The sequence below is a fragment of the Chryseobacterium sp. IHB B 17019 genome (assembly GCF_001456155.1).
Lineage (GTDB): Bacteria > Bacteroidota > Bacteroidia > Flavobacteriales > Weeksellaceae > Chryseobacterium.
Genome location: NZ_CP013293.1, coordinates 2,592,419 through 2,609,101, shown reverse-complemented (window position 1 = coordinate 2,609,101; position 16,683 = coordinate 2,592,419). Strand labels below are relative to the sequence as shown.

At 36.4% G+C, this 16,683-nt stretch carries 19 protein-coding genes; 6 read left to right on the top strand and 13 right to left on the bottom strand.

The window, feature by feature from the left end:
• Positions 1 to 46 precede the first annotated feature (46 nt).
• From ATE47_RS12060 to lnt, 6 genes are all read right to left on the bottom strand, one after another.
• Positions 47 to 310, bottom strand: coding sequence for a GlsB/YeaQ/YmgE family stress response membrane protein (locus ATE47_RS12060; protein WP_062162202.1), 264 nt, complete (start codon positions 308 to 310; stop codon positions 47 to 49).
• A gap of 71 nt (positions 311 to 381) precedes the next feature.
• Positions 382 to 1,335 (bottom strand): signal recognition particle-docking protein FtsY, encoded by a 954-nt coding sequence (gene ftsY, locus ATE47_RS12055; protein ID WP_062162201.1) that lies wholly within the window; start codon positions 1,333 to 1,335, stop codon positions 382 to 384.
• Between the two features lie 177 nt (positions 1,336 to 1,512).
• Positions 1,513 to 1,665: a DUF4295 domain-containing protein gene (locus ATE47_RS18915; RefSeq protein WP_002976755.1), complete on the bottom strand. Its 153-nt coding sequence runs from the start codon at positions 1,663 to 1,665 to the stop codon at positions 1,513 to 1,515.
• Between the two features lie 20 nt (positions 1,666 to 1,685).
• Positions 1,686 to 1,868, bottom strand: coding sequence for a 50S ribosomal protein L33 (gene rpmG / locus ATE47_RS12050; RefSeq protein WP_027373683.1), 183 nt, complete (start codon positions 1,866 to 1,868; stop codon positions 1,686 to 1,688).
• Between the two features lie 3 nt (positions 1,869 to 1,871).
• Positions 1,872 to 2,114 (bottom strand): 50S ribosomal protein L28, encoded by a 243-nt coding sequence (gene rpmB, locus ATE47_RS12045; protein ID WP_002976757.1) that lies wholly within the window; start codon positions 2,112 to 2,114, stop codon positions 1,872 to 1,874.
• 212 nt (positions 2,115 to 2,326) lie between these two features.
• Positions 2,327 to 3,961 (bottom strand): apolipoprotein N-acyltransferase, encoded by a 1,635-nt coding sequence (gene lnt, locus ATE47_RS12040; RefSeq protein ID WP_062162200.1) that lies wholly within the window; start codon positions 3,959 to 3,961, stop codon positions 2,327 to 2,329.
• Positions 3,962 to 4,016: 55 nt separating this feature from the next.
• Between lnt and ATE47_RS12035 the strand changes: the two genes are divergently transcribed.
• On the top strand, positions 4,017 to 4,436 hold the full coding sequence (locus ATE47_RS12035) for a VanZ family protein (RefSeq protein WP_062162199.1): 420 nt from the start codon (positions 4,017 to 4,019) through the stop codon (positions 4,434 to 4,436).
• A 77-nt stretch (positions 4,437 to 4,513) separates the two neighbouring features.
• On the opposite strand, the gene murB is transcribed toward ATE47_RS12035, so the two are convergent.
• The 3 genes from murB to ATE47_RS12020 are packed head-to-tail and all read right to left on the bottom strand — an operon-like array spanning position 4,514 to position 7,229.
• Positions 4,514 to 5,527 carry a UDP-N-acetylmuramate dehydrogenase gene (gene murB, locus ATE47_RS12030; protein WP_062162198.1) on the bottom strand — a complete coding sequence of 338 codons (1,014 nt, stop codon included), beginning with the start codon at positions 5,525 to 5,527 and terminating at the stop codon, positions 4,514 to 4,516.
• A gap of 4 nt (positions 5,528 to 5,531) precedes the next feature.
• Positions 5,532 to 6,005: a hypothetical protein gene (locus tag ATE47_RS12025; protein ID WP_062162197.1), complete on the bottom strand. Its 474-nt coding sequence runs from the start codon at positions 6,003 to 6,005 to the stop codon at positions 5,532 to 5,534.
• 18 nt (positions 6,006 to 6,023) lie between these two features.
• Complete coding sequence (locus ATE47_RS12020) at positions 6,024 to 7,229, bottom strand: pyridoxal phosphate-dependent aminotransferase (protein WP_062162196.1); 1,206 nt, start codon at positions 7,227 to 7,229, stop codon at positions 6,024 to 6,026.
• Positions 7,230 to 7,513: 284 nt separating this feature from the next.
• On the opposite strand from ATE47_RS12020, the gene ATE47_RS12015 reads away from it, so the two are divergent.
• From ATE47_RS12015 to ATE47_RS12000, 4 genes are all read left to right on the top strand, one after another.
• Positions 7,514 to 10,114, top strand: coding sequence for a T9SS type A sorting domain-containing protein (locus tag ATE47_RS12015; RefSeq protein WP_062162195.1), 2,601 nt, complete (start codon positions 7,514 to 7,516; stop codon positions 10,112 to 10,114).
• Between the two features lie 121 nt (positions 10,115 to 10,235).
• The gene (locus ATE47_RS12010) at positions 10,236 to 10,691 is read left to right on the top strand and encodes a DUF1801 domain-containing protein (protein ID WP_062162194.1); all 456 of its coding nucleotides are present in this window, start codon (positions 10,236 to 10,238) and stop codon (positions 10,689 to 10,691) included.
• Positions 10,669 to 11,325 carry a YiiX/YebB-like N1pC/P60 family cysteine hydrolase gene (locus ATE47_RS12005; RefSeq protein ID WP_082632586.1) on the top strand — a complete coding sequence of 219 codons (657 nt, stop codon included), beginning with the start codon at positions 10,669 to 10,671 and terminating at the stop codon, positions 11,323 to 11,325. The genes ATE47_RS12010 and ATE47_RS12005 overlap by 23 nt, the downstream gene beginning before the upstream one ends.
• 208 nt (positions 11,326 to 11,533) lie before the next feature.
• Positions 11,534 to 11,848, top strand: a complete 315-nt coding sequence (locus ATE47_RS12000) for a hypothetical protein (RefSeq protein ID WP_062163542.1) — start codon at positions 11,534 to 11,536, stop codon at positions 11,846 to 11,848.
• A gap of 105 nt (positions 11,849 to 11,953) precedes the next feature.
• Here the strand turns inward: ATE47_RS12000 and murA are convergent, their stop codons facing one another.
• Both murA and ATE47_RS11990 read right to left on the bottom strand, forming a co-directional pair.
• Positions 11,954 to 13,261, bottom strand: a complete 1,308-nt coding sequence (gene murA / locus ATE47_RS11995; protein WP_062162193.1) for a UDP-N-acetylglucosamine 1-carboxyvinyltransferase — start codon at positions 13,259 to 13,261, stop codon at positions 11,954 to 11,956.
• Positions 13,262 to 13,924: a DUF4290 domain-containing protein gene (locus ATE47_RS11990; RefSeq protein ID WP_062162192.1), complete on the bottom strand. Its 663-nt coding sequence runs from the start codon at positions 13,922 to 13,924 to the stop codon at positions 13,262 to 13,264. It abuts the gene before it with no gap.
• Between the two features lie 190 nt (positions 13,925 to 14,114).
• On the opposite strand from ATE47_RS11990, the gene ATE47_RS11985 reads away from it, so the two are divergent.
• The gene (locus ATE47_RS11985) at positions 14,115 to 15,545 is read left to right on the top strand and encodes an alpha-amylase (RefSeq protein ID WP_062162191.1); all 1,431 of its coding nucleotides are present in this window, start codon (positions 14,115 to 14,117) and stop codon (positions 15,543 to 15,545) included.
• Positions 15,546 to 15,680: 135 nt separating this feature from the next.
• On the opposite strand, the gene ATE47_RS11980 is transcribed toward ATE47_RS11985, so the two are convergent.
• Both ATE47_RS11980 and ATE47_RS11975 read right to left on the bottom strand, forming a co-directional pair.
• Positions 15,681 to 16,094, bottom strand: a complete 414-nt coding sequence (locus tag ATE47_RS11980; protein WP_062162190.1) for a thiol-disulfide oxidoreductase DCC family protein — start codon at positions 16,092 to 16,094, stop codon at positions 15,681 to 15,683.
• A 10-nt stretch (positions 16,095 to 16,104) separates the two neighbouring features.
• Positions 16,105 to 16,566 carry a heme-binding domain-containing protein gene (locus ATE47_RS11975; RefSeq protein WP_062162189.1) on the bottom strand — a complete coding sequence of 154 codons (462 nt, stop codon included), beginning with the start codon at positions 16,564 to 16,566 and terminating at the stop codon, positions 16,105 to 16,107.
• Positions 16,567 to 16,683: the final 117 nt, after the last annotated feature.

Sequence of the window (16,683 nt, the reverse complement as noted above, 5' to 3'; positions counted from 1 at the left end):
CGGATTTGAATTTCAAATCCGCCGTTTTATTTTTATTTTAAATTATTTAGGTGCTTTTCTTCGTAGCCATTCCGTAAATCCAAAGAACTATTAAAGCTCCCCCGATTGCCAGAATCCAGCTTCTGAAGTTCCAGAAGGAATCTACATCACCCCAATGAAGGATATAAACCCCGATTGCACCTCCTATAAAGGCGCCTATAATTCCTAAAATAATGGTGATCAGCCATCCTCCTCCCTGGTTTCCGGGCATGATAAGTTTTGCGATAGCTCCGGCAATAAGCCCGAATAAGATCCATGTTAAAATTCCCATAGTTGCAAATTTTTTAATTGTTAATATTTATGATTTTAATAATTGCTAAATTAGGGAAAACATGATATAAATCATCTTTTCTTGAAGAACGAATCAACAAATTCCGTACCATTAAACAATTGCAGATCCTGCATCTTTTCTCCGACACCGATATATTTTACCGGAATTTGAAACTGATCCGAAATGCCTATTACAACACCGCCTTTGGCCGTGCCGTCTAGTTTTGTTACAGCAAGAGCGTTTACTTCTGTCGCTGCCGTAAACTGTTTGGCCTGCTCAAAAGCGTTCTGACCTGTAGAACCGTCCAGAACCAAAAGTATCTCATGAGGAGCATCAGGAATCACCTTTTGCATCACCCTTTTAATTTTGGAAAGCTCATTCATCAGATTGATTTTATTATGAAGTCTTCCCGCTGTATCAATGATGACAACATCTGCTTCCTGTGCAACTGCACTTTGTACCGTATCAAAAGCTACAGAAGCCGGATCTGAGCCCATATCCTGCTTTACGATAGGAACGCCGACTCTCTCACTCCAGATTACCAGTTGATCAACAGCTGCCGCTCTGAAGGTATCTGCCGCTCCCAGAACAACTTTCTTTCCTTCAGATTTAAACTGATGGGCAAGTTTCCCGATTGTAGTTGTTTTTCCGACGCCGTTTACCCCGACAACCATTATTACATAAGGCTTTTTGGAGGTGTCAATATTTCCTGTTCCTTTGTGTGGGTTTTCAAGCAATAATCCTGAAATTTCTTCACGAAGAATATTGTCCAGTTCGCTTACGCTGACGTATTTGTCTCTGGCAACACGTTCCTCAATTCTTTCTATGATTTTAATGGTTGTGGATGCGCCTACATCAGATGCAATCAGTATTTCTTCAAGATTATCCAGAACTTCATCGTCAACCTTGTTTTTACCGACAACGGCTTTCGTCATTTTTTCGAAAAAACCTTGGCTGGATTTTTCCAATCCTTTATCTAAAGTTTCTTTCTCTTCTTTTTTAAAAATATTTTTAAACCAACTCATTTTTATGAATTACGGAATTTATTGTTTAATGTTGGAAGGTGGATGTCTGCAATTCTACCGTTTAGTAGAAGAGTAACTTCCAGCCTCGGCTTCTGACTTCCAGCTAGATTAGAAGCAAAGATAACAAAAAAACTACCCAAATATGAGTAGTTTTTTATATTGTAAATAAAGTGTAGATTATTTTTTCAAATAACCGTCTACTTCGTCTGCATTCATTACTTTTTCTTCGAAAACGTAAGCTCCTGATTTAGAAGACTTCACCATTTTCACAACTTTAGTCATTTTTTTAGACTGTCCGCTTTGTAGGGTTGCTACTACTTTCTTTGCCATGGTAAATTATATTTTATAAATTACTTGATTTCTTTGTGAAGGGTAGATCTTTTAAGAACAGGATTGTATTTTTTCAATTCCAATCTCTCTGTAGTGTTCTTTTTATTTTTAGTAGAAATGTATCTAGACATTCCTGGCATACCACTTTCTTTGTGCTCTGTACATTCAAGGATTACTTGAACTCTGTTTCCTTTTTTTGCCATGATTTAGTTCTTTTTAATCAATCCGTTTCTAGTAGCTCTTTCAATAGCTTCTTCGATTCCAATCTTGTTAATCACTCTCAATCCATGAGCTGATACTTTCAGTGTTACGTGCTTATCTTGCTCCGGAAGGTAAAATTTCTTCTCCAATAAGTTAATTTCAAAACGACGCTTCGTTTTGTTATTAGCGTGAGAAACGTTGTTACCAACCATTGCACGCTTTCCTGTTATTTGGCAAATTCTTGACATATCTCGATGTTCTTTATTTGTATAATATTTGAGGTTGCAAAATAACGAAGAATTTTTTAGATAGACAAATCTTTTAGAAAATTATTTGAAATAACTTATTAATATTGACTGGAATTAATTTCATTTTTAAATCTCAAAAGTCAATGATTGTTTTTGTTTTAAAGTGTTTTCAAAAAAAATTACAGCTTTTGTGATTAAAATAATTGATAAACTTAGCTTTTTTTCCTCTTATTCTGGAACCATTTAATTAAAAAATAAAACAACAGAAAGCCCAGAGCGAAAACAGAAATTCTTGAAAGAAAATCTCCGGCTCTTGTGTAAAAGGTCATTTCATCGTAAAGATTCACTTTTGCAAATAAGGCGGTCTGATCTCCATAAAAAGTATCAGCTACAATCTCACCTTTTGCGTTGATATGTGCAGAAATTCCACTGTTGGCTGCGCGGGCAATTTCTCTTCGGGTTTCTATAGCTCGCAGTTTTGCATAAGATAAAAGCTGTTTGTGGCCTTCCGTAACGCCCCACCAGGAATCATTGGTCATGATGGCCAGGAAATTGGCTCCTTTTTTTACATAATCGGTGGTGAATTCTCCATAAATACTTTCATAGCAAATGATAGGAGCAATTTTTCCTTTATTGAAGGGGTTTGAGAATGCAACACGTTCTTTATCCGTTCCCAGAGAAGCGACAGTACCTCCCAGATTAAGCATTGCATCACCTAGAATTGGTTTTAAATAATTCATGTAAGGGAAAATTTCAACACCGGGAACCAGCTTTCCTTTGTGGTAAACCACTACCTTCTGGTTCGGAACAATTTGAATGGCTGAGTTGAAGCTCTCCACCCAAAGTCCCGGATTCAGCTGATAGGCTTCTTTTGGTAGATTTTCCTCGCTGGTATAGAATTTATGTGAAGAAATTCCTGTCGCAAAAACAGAGCCCGGATGTTTTGATAAAAATCCTTTGATATTATTAAGAAGAAAGCTCTTTTCAAAAGCCGCCTCTGAAATAGAGCCTCTTCCTGGAAGAGCAGTTTCCGGAGCGATGTAGTAATCAATTTTCCCTGCTGAGTTTTTTTCAGCCAGGTTTAGTAGGTCATTTTCAATAACGAGACTGTCTTTAGAATATTTTTCGGCATAAGGGTCAAGATCAGGCTGAAGCAGTAATACATTTACCTGCCCGATTGGTTTTTCATTAAAGCTATTATATTTAATGACAGAAATAATCATTGGAATGAAGATCAAAGCAGCTACAATAGAAGAGTTTTTAATCAAATCTTTCCTTTTTCTTCCGGCTTGCCAGGTTCTTATCGTATAGAATAGTAAAATATTAATCAATAGAATCCAGAAGCTTCCTCCGGTTGCGCCTAATGTATCATACCATTGAATCAATTTTGGATAATCTGAAAATACATTTCCGAGATTCAGCCACGGCCAGGTAAGTTCCCAGCCTAAATGAAATTTTTCAAAGCTCATCCAGATGGCAATGAAAAACGCTAATCCCCAATAGGTTCCCTGAGCGTTTTTGTACCAATGATAGCATTGGAAAACAAGTGAATATAAAAAGGAATTGACCAAAACCGGAAATACAACCGCCATCAGAGAATGGCTGCCGTCAGGGTTTTTTGAGCCGTACAGCCAGCCTGTCGTTACTACATTCCAGATTACAAAACATACGTAGGAAAGCCCAAAAACCACCCAGCTTTTTCTTTTGTACGCCGAGAATTTTGAAACTCCGTGCTCCATCATCAGTAATGGAACAAGGGCAAAAAATATAAAAAATGGAACCCCGTAAGTCGGCCATGAAATGGACAACAGCATTGCTGAAATCAGTGTAAGTAATACGTATTTCATTAAATTAATTTAACATACAAATTTAATGTTTTTGAAATGAATAAATTTGCAATCGATGTTAAAGAAATTTTATAAAATTATTATCGTTCCCTATACTTTATTTTTATTGTACCTCCTGTTTCTCGGGATGGGCAGATTTCAGTATGACGATAATCTTCTTACGATAAAACCGATCGTATCGACCATTAATTTCATCAAAGGCGCTTCCTCGTGGATGGATATTGTCACTATTGTCCTCGGAAATATCATTATGTTTATTCCGTTTGGGTTCCTGGGATGGATTTTTCCTACACTTAAGGATTTAAAAAGCCTGCTTTTTACTTTTATTTCGGTAATTTTTATTGTGGAAGCGCTTCAGTATTTTACAAGAATGGGGATTTTTGAGATCGATGATATTATCCTGAATACTTTTGGGGTGTATCTGGGGTTTTTGCTTTGCCGGTTTGTGGAAAAGAGATTTGAGGAGCTGGTTTGAATGAATTTGTTTAGATAATTGAGGTGCTTCGGTAAGCTCAGCATAACACTGTGGACATTATTTTGTAATTTAATAAATCAAATAATATTCACCTCTCTCTCTAGCTCAATCCCGAATTTTTCTTTTACAGAATTAATAATCTCCGTCGAAAAATCGAAAATTTCCTTTCCTGTGGCTTTTCCGGTTGCGTTGATGATTACCAGAGACTGTAATTTATGAGAAGCAACATTCCCGATCTGTTTCCCTTTCCAGCCGCATTGCTCGATCAGCCAGCCTGCAGGGACTTTCACGAAATCTCCGTTGGGGTAACCTTGGATGGCAGGGAATTCTTGTTGTAATTCTTCGAATTCAAATAAAGTGATGGTGGGATTTTTAAAAAAGCTTCCGGCATTTCCTATTTCTTTCGGATCTGGCAATTTGCTTTGTCTGATATGGATTACAGCGTTGGAAACATCCTGAATGGTAGGATTTTTAATACCCGAATTTTCCAGTTCGGATTTAATTGCTCCATATTCTGTTTTTATTTTGTGGGCTTTTCTGGTCAATTTAAAAGTAACTTCCAAAATCACATATTTTCCTTTTCCTTCCTGCTTAAAAACAGAATCTCTATACCCGAATTTACATTGCTCGAGATTAAAAGATTCCAGTTGAAGATTTTCAAGATTTAACACTGTGCAGCTTACAAAAGTATCTTTAATTTCCGTTCCGTAAGCACCGATATTCTGCATTGGTGAAGTTCCTACATTTCCCGGAATCAGGGAAAGATTTTCCAGCCCGCCAAAGTTTTTTTTCAAACAATGCATCACGAATTCATGCCAGTTTTCCCCCGCTTTTGCCGTAACTAAAACTTCATTTTCACCGGTAATGTCTTCGTGGATTCCTTTTAAGCTTAGTTTAACGGCTAATCCGTCGAAATCTTTTGTTAAAAGGATATTGCTTCCGCCTCCGAGAAATAAAATTTTGAGAGCTTGAGAGTTTGAGAATTCAAGGGCTTCTTTTAATTCTTCGATGGAATGAATTTCGATAAAATATTTTGCTGCTGCATCTACGCCGAAGGTATTGTAAGGCTGAAGTGAAAAATTTTTGTGCATGATTTTATTTGTATTCTTTTGGAAGAATGTTTTGAAGTTGATCCTTTAAATTCTGTAATTGCTTATAATGAACGGTGTCAACATAAGAATTTACATAAGCATGGTATTTTTTCGGAGTCCTGATCTGGAATGTTTCGTCAATTCCGTCCACAGATTGCTGGCTTGGTGAGCTTTTGATCTTATCCAGTGTTTTTACGTCGATACATGAGATCAGCCGTTGCCAGATTTCGGGAGTTATTGCAGATTTCCATTCTTTATGAGCTTTGATGTCCGTAGCTCCTTTTTCCAGATGGATGGAATCTTTTGTGGCTTTAATGATTTTATAATTTCCCAGCTCTCCACCGATGTCTGAATAGCTTATAAAAGTAATTTCGTTGGGTTGGGATGTTGTTTCAGTTTTTTGATTGCAGGAAAAAAATATCAGCAATAAAAGGGTAGGGAAGAAGAGTTTCAAACCTGTATTTTTTATTGCTGACATCTTAATTAAGCTTTTAAATTAAAGATTAAATTCCAATTTATATTTTTCAAGTGCATCTTTTAAAATTGCAACACTTCTTTTTAAATCTTCTTCTTTTAAAACATAAGCGATTCTCACCTGCTTTTTACCTAATTCCGGATTGCTGTAGAATCCTCCTGCAGGTGCAACCATGATAGTCTCACCGTGATTGGAGTATGTTTCCAGCAGCCATTGAGCAAATTTTTCAGTATCATCCACAGGAAGCTCTGCAACACAATAGAAAGCTCCTTTCGGTTTTGGACAGATAACGCCAGGAATTGCATTCAACAAATCAACTAAAACATTTCTTCTGTGCGTATATTCTTCTCTTACGGCTCTGATGTAGGCTCCGTCGTTTTGGTGGGCAGCAGTAGCCGCAATCTGACCCAATAAAACAGGACTCAGTCTGGCCTGTGCAAAAAGCATAGCCGCATCGTGGATTTTTTTAGAACGGGTAATCAAACATCCGATTCTTACGCCACACATTGAATAACGCTTGGACTCTGAGTCGATTATGATACAGTTTTCACTTAATTCAGGAAAGGCAAACATTGAGATCTGCTGTTTTCCGTCGTACACATATTCTCTGTACACTTCATCGGAAATGATAACAATATCATGTTTTACGGCAATATCCGCCAGCTTTTGAAGCTCTTCGCGGGTATAAAGGTAACCCGTAGGATTTCCCGGATTACAAATAATGATTGCTCTGGTTTTATCCGTAATTTTTTTCTCAAATTCTTCGATCGGAGGAAGTGCAAACCCAGTATCAATCGTGGAAGGAACGGCTACTACATTGACATTGAATGTACTTGTAAAACCGTTGTAGTTGGCATAATACGGTTCCGGGATGATTACCTCATCACCATCATCGCACAACGTTGAGATCGCGAAATTCAACGCTTCTGATCCTCCGTTTGTTACAATAAAATTATCTGGGGTAAGATCTTCAAAACCTAGAGAATGGTAATATTCTGTAAGTGCTTTTCTGTATTCTATATTTCCTTCAGAAAGAGCATATTCCAATACTTTTAAATCAATATTTTTTAAAGCGTTAAGAGCCGTTTCCGGAGTTTCAATATCGGGTTGTCCGATATTCAGGTGATATACTTTTATCCCTTTTTGTTTTGCTTTCAGGGCAAAAGGAACCAGTTTTCTTACCGGCGACGGCGGCATGTGTTGTGCTCTGTTTGAAATATTCGGCATTGTTCAAATAATTTGTATGGCAAAAATAAGATTTAATTTCTCAATATTAAAATAAAGCTTAGGCTGAATGGATTTTTATGAGATTTTTAATATGTTCAGTTTTCTATCATTATTTGTAAGAATTTAATAGGTATTTGTAATTATATTTTTGATTAATTATTTCTTTAATTGGTGATTAAATAGTGATTTTTTCATGATAATTAATAAATTCTTAAAAATTTTTCATCAAAACTATTTTTATATTGTTTTTTTTATAAATTTACAGCGACAATAACTAGTAAATTATGAATTTAAAACTACTTTTTGGAGCTTTCAATGCGATCGCTCTATTGACTGCCGGTTCTGTGGCAGCTCAAAATTTCCAACAAATGCCTATTGCTTCTGGTTTTACAGCGGATGTAATTGCAAACGGAATAGGATCTTCAAACACCTCTACAAATAATGATGTAGACGGTGTTTCTTATGCTTTTGTAGCTAAAGATTTTCAGCTAACATCCACAACCCCAGCTATTACATACGGTATTCCTGTGGATGGAATTATCAATTCTGCAGTAGCAGCAACGCCCGGATTGAGTTATCAATTGGCAAGTTTAAATGCAAATAATTCTTTGAGATTATCTGCAATAAGTGATGCCGGGACATTAGTATTTACAACACCGAAAGCAGCTACTAAATTGTATATGCTCGCTGTTAGCGGTAGTGGTACTTCTACGGTAAGTGTGGTTGTGAATTTTACAGATGGTACTTCACAAACGTTTGCAAGCATCAGTCTTGCAGACTGGTATGGCGGAACCAATTTTGCGATTCAAGGGATCGGAAGGATAAAAAAACCAGGGGTAACTCCTGCTGCTGGTGATGATGTTCCATCTCCTGAAGGCGGAACAAACCCTAGATTATATCAAAGTGAGTTGGCAATAGATGCTGCAAATCAGGCAAAACTAATACAAAGTGTAACAGTAACCAAAGCAAGTGGTTCGGGCCTTCCGAACATTTTTGCTTTCTCGGCGGATTTGTATTCAGATTGTGCGCCTCCAACTTTGCAGGCTCCTGCAAGTATAACGGCTAATTCTGCATTGGTTTCCTGGTCGACTCTGGCAAGTGCAGTAAGTTATGACGTATATCACAGCACTTCCAACACAACACCTGCGAGTACAGTAACGCCTACTTATCCTGGAGTAACGGGTACAAGCACTACGATTGGAGGCCTTAACTCAAATACAAATTATTATTATTGGGTAAGAACCAACTGTAGTTCAGCAACAAGCCAGAGTGTTTGGTCTTTTGCGGGAACATTTAAAACAGCTTGTTCTACTTTCACTACTCCGTACACGGAAAATTTTGATACAACAAGTACAGGCTCTTCAACCAATAATAATGCGCCTAGCTGCTGGTCTTATTTAGAAAGTGCTTCGTTTTCAGGGTATGGTTATGTATCTGCATCAAATTCATATTCAGCGCCGAATTCTTATTATATGTATAATTCGTCAGCTTCTACGGGCAGTCAAATGTTGGTTTCACCTCCGACGATAAACCTTTCGGATGGTACTAAGCGTGTAAGATTCTACGCAAAATCAGGGTCAAACGGTTATACAGTATTAGTAGGTACTTTATCAAACCCTACAGATCCTGCTTCTTTTACTCAAATTGGTTCTGCTATTTCATTAACAACTACTCAAACATTATATACTGTTAATATCCCTGCGGGCTCTGATGTCCAATTAGCATTTAAGCATGGCTTGGGAGGAACTTTCCGTGGTATTTATCTTGATAATATTACTGTTCAGGATATTCCTAGCTGTTTAGAGCCATCTGCAGTTACTTCATCGAATGTCACTTCGAATTCGGCGGCTATTGGCTGGACGGCACCTGGTACAGTTCCTGCAAACGGGTATGAGGTTTATTACAGCACAAATAATACGGCACCTACTTCTACTACCGTTCTGGATGCCAGCAACTCTGCAACTTCTACTACAGCTTCTGCACCGTTGAATTCACTGTCTCCTTCAACAACATATTATGCTTGGGTGAGATCGAATTGTACTGCTACAGATAAAAGTATCTGGAGTGCTTCTCCAACAACATTTACAACACTTTGTGTTCCGATCACCACATTGCCTTGGAATGAGAATTTTGATGCAATGGCAAGTACAGGATCTGCAATAATTCCGAATTGTTGGAAACAAACTCCTGGAGGAAGCTCATCTACGTATAACTTTACATCAGGAAATGCTTCTCAGCAAGGTTATAATGATCCTAAATCTGCACCAAACTATGTGACAATTTATTATCCATATACTAATGCTGCTTATTTGTGGACACCTACATTTACTTTAACGGCTGGAAATACATATGAGTTTACGTTCTTTTGGGTAGGGGATAACTACACGGGATGGCAGAATGAGGTTCTGGTAAATAACGGACAAACACCAACGAATGCTACAAGTTTATCCACATTTATTACCCCTGATCAGACAGCTACCGGTGGAAGTGATAGTACAAACTATACGAAAGTAACCGTAACCTATACGCCTACAACTACAGGAGATTACTCTTTCGGTATCAAGGCTTTCAATACTACAACAGATCCGTATTATATGGGATTTGATGATTTCTCTCTTACAATGACTACTTTGGGAACTGCTGAAACTTCTGCTAAGAAAAATGAAGTTAAGGTATATCCAAATCCGTTCAAAGATGTTTTATATATTGCTGAAACAAAGGATATCAAATCTGTTTCTGTAATGGATGTATCTGGAAGAGTAGTGAAAACTATTGAAAACCCAGGTAAAGAATTACAATTAAGTGAATTGAATTCAGGGTTGTACTTAGTGACTGTTACGTTTAAAGACGGTTCTAAATCAACAACGAAAGCAATCAAAAGATAATTTTTAGATTTAATAATTTTACCAAACAGCTAGACAATATGTTTAGCTGTTTTTTTATTTTGTTTAAATTTAATTTCATTTAAATTTTGTTAATTTGAAGAATTATTTAAACTAAACGAATATGCAGATTCAAGCTGTTTCTATAGAAGATTATATCTCGAAAATTCCTGAGGAAAGACAGGAGATTTTCAGAAAGATATTTGATACAATTAATGATAATTTACCGGAAGGCTTTCGAGAAAATATCAGCTACGGAATGGTAGGTTGGGGAGTTCCTTTGGAAACTTATCCTGCAGGATATCACTGCACACCGGGTTTGCCGCTTCCATTTATGGGATTGGCTTCTCAAAAGAATTTTATCGCATTTTACCATATGGGAATGTATGCCAATCCGGAACTGCTGAACTGGTTTGTAGAAGAATTTCCGAAACACAGCAAAAGGAAATTAGACATGGGAAAATCTTGTGTCCGCTTCAAAAAAATGGATGATATTCCTCTGGAATTATTGGCTGAAGTGAGCAAAAAAATGACTGTGCAGGATTGGATAAAATGTTATGAATCAAATTTTAAAAAATAAATTTATCCTGAAATTATATGCAGCTGTTTTTCTCTTAAATGTACTTTTAAATTGTAAAAACAATGCGGTTTCAGATTTAAAAAACGGAGATCTGCTTTTTGTGACGGCCAAAGCAACCGGCCTTTCGGGAGCCATTAATAATGTAACTCAAAAACAGGAAAATGCATCCTTCGATCATATCGGGATTTTGGAGAAAACTAAAAATGAGGTGTTTGTACTTCATGCAGCTCCCAAAGGGGGTTCTCAAAAGCAAATTTTAAAAGAATTTCTGAAAGATCAGGCAGATGACGGACAAAAAGTAATCGTTTATCGTTTAAAAAAGCAATATCAAAATGCAATTCCTGCTGCATTGGAAAGGGCAGAGTCAATGGTGGGGAAACCTTATAATTTTAACTATATCTTAGATGAAAATTCATATTACTGTTCAGATTTTATAGAAAGAGCTTTTAGAAAAGATGCTGTTTTCAAGCTTGAACCCATGACTTTCATTGATCCGAAAACAGGAAAAACTAATGATTTCTGGGAAGAGTTTTACAAAAAGAAAAACCTGAAAGTTCCTGAAGGTGAACCCGGCTGTAATCCCAATGGTTTGGCCGCTTCTGATAAATTGGAAAGAGTTAGGGAATTAAAATAATTTAAGAATAATATCTACAATAGGAGCGGGCTTTAGCCCGTTTTTTTATGAATGAAATTCAAATGGTTTTAGCCGAATCTTAAATTTAAATGTTAAAATTAAAAATTAATACCCTACTAATTTTGTAGACTAATAATTTTTTATATTTTTGCTAAAGATTTAACGCACTAGAGCAGAGAATCTGATGTCTAACCCAAAGCAATTAGTTATGATTACACCAAATCCGAACCTGCAGGTTTTACAAAACAAAATAAGCCTGCCGAAAAAAGAATTTATCGTGGAAATAGAATTGAATGGTAAAATGAAGTTTGAACATTTGATGAATACTATTTACAATAAATTCGGGATCTGTCACAGGGTGTTGTCGGCTAATGTGGAGTATGATACGAAAGGAAACAGTTTTGGTACTGTTCAGCTGTATATTAATGTAAATTCAGAAGATTACGAGCAACTGGAATTTTATCTGAATAATAATAAACTTTTGAATACCACTGTAGAATATGTCTGCAGAAAATATTCATAAGAGATTCATATAGTTTTAATTACAAAAAAGCGTTCAGATTTCTGAACGCTTTTAATATTTATAAAACCCAAGGCTAAAACTAACTTCTAACCTCTAATTTCTAACTTAAATTCTCTCAATATCAGCTCCGATAGCTTTCAGTCTGCCGTCGATATTTTCATATCCTCTGTCAATTTGCTCGATATTGTGGATGATCGATTTTCCTTCTGCAGAAAGAGCAGCGATAAGAAGAGCATTCCCAGCTCTGATATCCGGAGAAACCATGGTTGTTCCTCTTAATGGAGCTTCCTGATTCAACCCGATTACTGTTGCTCTGTGTGGATCGCAAAGGATGATTTGAGCACCCATATCAATCAGTTTATCAACGAAAAATAGTCTTGATTCAAACATTTTCTGGTGTACCAAAAGACTTCCTTTCGCCTGAGTTGCTACTACTAAAATAATGGATAGTAAATCCGGAGTGAATCCCGGCCATGGTGCATCAGAAATCGTCAGGATCGAACCGTCAATAAATTTCTGAATTCTATAATTTTCCTGAGCAGGAATAAAAATATCGTCATTACTTTGCTCAAGCTGGATTCCTAATTTTCTGAATGTATTGGGAATAACGCCTAGTTGGTTCCAGTTTACATTTTTAATGGTAATTTCAGATTTTGTCATGGCTGCAAGACCAATCCAGGACCCGATTTCTACCATATCCGGAAGCATAGTGTGTTCGGTACCGCGAAGGTAATCAACTCCTTCGATGGTCAGTAAATTTGACCCGATTCCTGAAATATTGGCTCCCATTCTGTTCAGCATTTTACAAAGCTGTTGAAGGTAAGGTTCACACGCAGCATTGTAAATTCTTGTTTTTCCTTTCGCCAGGGTCGCCGCCATCACAATATTTGCAGTTCCCGTTACGGAAGCTTCTTCCAGAAGGATAAATTTTCCTTTAAGTTCTTTGGCTTTTAATGAATAGAAATATTCTTCTTCATCATAATTAAATTCCGCGCCGAGCTCAACCAATCCCTGAAAATGGGTGTCTAATCTTCTTCTCCCGATTTTGTCACCACCCGGAGTTGGCATATAAGCTTCGCCGTATCTTGCCAGCATTGGACCCATCAACATAATTGAGCCTCTTAATTTAGCTCCGTCTTTTTTAAATTCGCTGGACTTTATATAATCAAAATTAACTTTATCAGATTTGAATGTGTAATCTCCCTGTCCATTTTTAGTCACTTTTACCCCAAAATCTCCTAAAATCTCAATCAGTCTGTTGACATCGTGGATATCCGGAATATTTTTAATTCTAACTTCTTCATCAGTTAACAAAACGGCACAAAGGATTTGAAGAGCTTCATTTTTTGCTCCTTGTGGAGTGATTTCACCATGCAATCTTTTTCCTCCTCTTATTTGAAATGTCCCACTCATTTACTTTCTGTTTTTATGATTATTATTGTTGTTGTTATGTCTTTTTTTGTTGTTAGACTGGTTTTTGTTGTTATTTCTGTTGTTGTTATTATTATTCCTGTTGCTGCTGTTCGTATAGTAAATTTTACTTTTTTCCAAAGTTTCAATTCCTGTAAGATCCAGTCTGTTTTCTGAAAGCTCCTTCAGGTGACGGAAAATCACATCATCCGTTACGTGTTCCTTATTATATACATTGTAAGACTTCTTCATATTGTTGGCAATCACCTCGATCAGGGCTTCTTTTTCATCACCCGGTTCAAGCTCGATGGCTTTTTCTATTAATTGAAGAATACTTTTCCCGTAAAATTTAAAATCACCCTGTAATTTTGGGTATTCCATCCTTTTAGGTTTTTCGGCCAGCTGTTCTCTTGTCGGGAACGGATACGGTGAATCTACATCCAGATCATACTCTGCCAGAATAAAAAGATGATCCCAAAGTTTATGCTTATAATTTTCTTCGTCTCGGAGCTGTGGGTTTCTTTGACCCATAAAATCAATAATTGCCATTGCCATTTCGCTTCTTTCTTCTTTTGTAGGAAGCTCTTTGCAACGTTCAACCAACTGTTGTATAATTCTGCCGTATTCCGGCAAATGAAGCTGAGTTTTTTGGGTATTATATTCCATAGTCTGCAAATATATGGATTAATGGAAAAATTGTACCGAAAATCTTAAAAGTTTATGATTTTTTAATGAAAATTAAAAATAAAGTTTTTATTATGTTTATTATTAAATATGAAAATTATTTCACTGCGGTTAGAATTTATTTTAATAAAATTGTAATTTAGTTAATGGTTTAATAATTAATACTTTCGATATGAAAAAAACACACTTCTTACTTTCATTGATGGCCTTAGGATTTATCAATTCTTGTCAGAATATTGATGAAATGGCTGTTGAAAATCAAAAGCAACAGGAAATTCATAACAAAACGGTGAATGTCACCAATCATGACGGCCGCCCTTTCAGCACAGGAACTCCGGTCAATGCAAAATTTGTTGCCGGACCGGGTGGGAGCGTTCTCATGCAGGGTTTTTATTGGGATGTTCCAGATGGTGGAAACTGGTGGAATACTGTAAAAGGAAAAATTACCGATTGGTCTAATGCAGGAATCGGAGCTGTTTGGTTGCCGCCTGCTTCAAAAGCTCAGAATGGACCATATTCAATGGGGTATGATCCTACAGATTATTATGATTTCGGAAATTATAATCAAAATGGAACCATTGAAACCCGGTTTGGATCAAAAACAGAGCTGGAAGCATTAATTACAAAAGCTCATGCTGAAAATATGCAGGTTTATGCAGATATTGTCATTAATCATAATAGTGGTGGGCAGTCCGAAGCAAATCCTTACACGGGAACAAACACCTGGACTAATTTTACAGGAGTAGCTTCAGGAAAATTCCCGAGAAGTTATAATGATTTTTATAAAAATGCTTACGGAAATAATGATGAGGGGGCTTTTGGAGGCTTTCCGGATCTTTGTCATGCCAACCCGAATGTTCAGGACTGGTTGTGGGGAAGAGATGATTCTGTAGGAAAATATTATAAAAATGTGATGAAATTTGATGGATGGAGGTTTGATTATGTAAAAGGTTTCGGGCCTTGGGTAGTTAATACCTGGAACGCAAACGTCGGCGGATTTTCTGTGGGAGAATTGTGGGATTCAAATGTAAATACACTGGAATGGTGGGCAAATAACGCAAATAGTTCTGTCTTTGATTTTGCAGCGTATTATAAAATGGATGAAGCTTTTGATAATGGAAATTTAAATGTCTTAAATGACGACATGATGTGGAAAAGAAATCCTTTCAAAGCGGTAACTTTTGTAGCCAACCACGACACTGATATTATTTACAATAAAATGTTGGCTTATGCATATATTCTCACCCACGAAGGCTATCCGACAATTTTCTACAGGGATTATGAAGAGTGGCTAAGCAAAGAAAGATTAAATAATCTAATTTGGATTCATAATAACAAAGCAACAGGTACAACCTCAATTTTATACACCGATAATGACGAATATGTTGCAAGAAGAAACGGATACAACGGAAATCCCGGATTGGTGGTTTACATCAATAATTCTTCAACCTGGCAGGAAAGATGGGTTGAAACAAATTGGAGCAATCAGCAGATAAAAGATTTTACAGGGCACTCAAGCTGGTATCCAACAACGCAGGGTGACAAATGGGTGAAAATCCAGTGTCCGCCGAATTCTTATTCTGTCTGGTCTTTGAATCAGTAAAAAATAAAGGCTATTTCAAATTTTGAAGTAGCCTTTTATTTGTAATTTTCAATCTCAGATCCTTAAAATTTGTTTTATTGAGAATCTTAAATTTGTGATATTCGTGTAAAAAATTAGTGAATTTGTGTTTAAAAATCAAACCTGAATAAATTTAGCTCTTTGATGCGGTGTCGGCAAATAACATTTCTGGTTTGCCAGTTTCATCCGGTTTCTTGAAATAATATCATAAAGTTTGTCACTCAAAAAGGCCGGAACGATTTTTCCAAGCCACGAAAGCTTATAAATTCCGCCAAGTAAATTAGCAATCTGTAAAACTGCTTTTGATTTTTGCAAATAATACTGATTGGGCTTCCAAAGATACATTGTGTTAAAAACTTTTGTATCCAAGCCTCTTTCGGATAAAAAATTTTGCCCGAAATCAGACTGAAGAGAAGCAAACAAGAATTGATCTTTTTTATCCCTCTCCAAAATCCATTGTACCCAGAAATTGCAGACTCCACAATCTCCGTCGAAAAATACAACATACTTATTTTGCCATTGTTCCTCCATAATGTTGATGTTAAAGGGCCATTTTTCTCTCTGTTTCTTTTTTCTCTCTTTTAAAATAATCAATTAAGATTTTTCTTTGTTTATCAGTCAGTTTTGCTTCCTGATGTCCTATGAAATAAGATTCCAGCGGCATTTCTTTTTTCTCAAGCATTTCAATACATTCCTGCAATTTTTGTGCCTGTATTTTAGGATCATACATAGCAAAAGTAGAAAAGTTCAGATGTTTCCTTCCTTCATTGATATGATTTTTCAAAAACCAGGAAGCCGGGGCAAAATTAGAATACCACGGATATTTGGTTTCGTTAGAATGGCAGTCGTAACAAGAGCTGTTGATGATTTTTGCGACTTCAGGAGGCGTGTTTTTTATTTTTAAAAAATCCATTCCCGGTGTAGGAGCAGGATTTGTTTTGTCTATCGGGAAAAACTGGATGATGATAAATGCTACCAGTAAAACGGTTAGTATTTTTTTCATGCTAAACTTTCATGTTTTCTGAATAGATAAAGTTAAGTAAAATTTTGATAAATAAAAACTTGGATTTTATGTGGTATTAACAATAACTTGAATTATTCTAAATACGCTCTTTTGTCA

Bases quoted from the DNA above. Each gene is read 5' to 3' on its own strand.
- ATE47_RS12060 (WP_062162202.1), bottom strand. From the start codon at position 310: ATGGGAATTTTAACATGGATCTTATTCGGGCTTATTGCCGGAGCTATC.
- ftsY (WP_062162201.1), bottom strand. From the start codon at position 1,335: ATGAGTTGGTTTAAAAATATTTTTAAAAAAGAAGAGAAAGAAACTTTA.
- ATE47_RS18915 (WP_002976755.1), bottom strand. From the start codon at position 1,665: ATGGCAAAGAAAGTAGTAGCAACCCTACAAAGCGGACAGTCTAAAAAA.
- rpmG (WP_027373683.1), bottom strand. From the start codon at position 1,868: ATGGCAAAAAAAGGAAACAGAGTTCAAGTAATCCTTGAATGTACAGAG.
- rpmB (WP_002976757.1), bottom strand. From the start codon at position 2,114: ATGTCAAGAATTTGCCAAATAACAGGAAAGCGTGCAATGGTTGGTAAC.
- lnt (WP_062162200.1), bottom strand. From the start codon at position 3,961: ATGAAATACGTATTACTTACACTGATTTCAGCAATGCTGTTGTCCATT.
- ATE47_RS12035 (WP_062162199.1), top strand. From the start codon at position 4,017: ATGTTAAAGAAATTTTATAAAATTATTATCGTTCCCTATACTTTATTT.
- murB (WP_062162198.1), bottom strand. From the start codon at position 5,527: ATGCACAAAAATTTTTCACTTCAGCCTTACAATACCTTCGGCGTAGAT.
- ATE47_RS12025 (WP_062162197.1), bottom strand. From the start codon at position 6,005: ATGTCAGCAATAAAAAATACAGGTTTGAAACTCTTCTTCCCTACCCTT.
- ATE47_RS12020 (WP_062162196.1), bottom strand. From the start codon at position 7,229: ATGCCGAATATTTCAAACAGAGCACAACACATGCCGCCGTCGCCGGTA.
- ATE47_RS12015 (WP_062162195.1), top strand. From the start codon at position 7,514: ATGAATTTAAAACTACTTTTTGGAGCTTTCAATGCGATCGCTCTATTG.
- ATE47_RS12010 (WP_062162194.1), top strand. From the start codon at position 10,236: ATGCAGATTCAAGCTGTTTCTATAGAAGATTATATCTCGAAAATTCCT.
- ATE47_RS12005 (WP_082632586.1), top strand. From the start codon at position 10,669: ATGAATCAAATTTTAAAAAATAAATTTATCCTGAAATTATATGCAGCT.
- ATE47_RS12000 (WP_062163542.1), top strand. From the start codon at position 11,534: ATGATTACACCAAATCCGAACCTGCAGGTTTTACAAAACAAAATAAGC.
- murA (WP_062162193.1), bottom strand. From the start codon at position 13,261: ATGAGTGGGACATTTCAAATAAGAGGAGGAAAAAGATTGCATGGTGAA.
- ATE47_RS11990 (WP_062162192.1), bottom strand. From the start codon at position 13,924: ATGGAATATAATACCCAAAAAACTCAGCTTCATTTGCCGGAATACGGC.
- ATE47_RS11985 (WP_062162191.1), top strand. From the start codon at position 14,115: ATGAAAAAAACACACTTCTTACTTTCATTGATGGCCTTAGGATTTATC.
- ATE47_RS11980 (WP_062162190.1), bottom strand. From the start codon at position 16,094: ATGGAGGAACAATGGCAAAATAAGTATGTTGTATTTTTCGACGGAGAT.
- ATE47_RS11975 (WP_062162189.1), bottom strand. From the start codon at position 16,566: ATGAAAAAAATACTAACCGTTTTACTGGTAGCATTTATCATCATCCAG.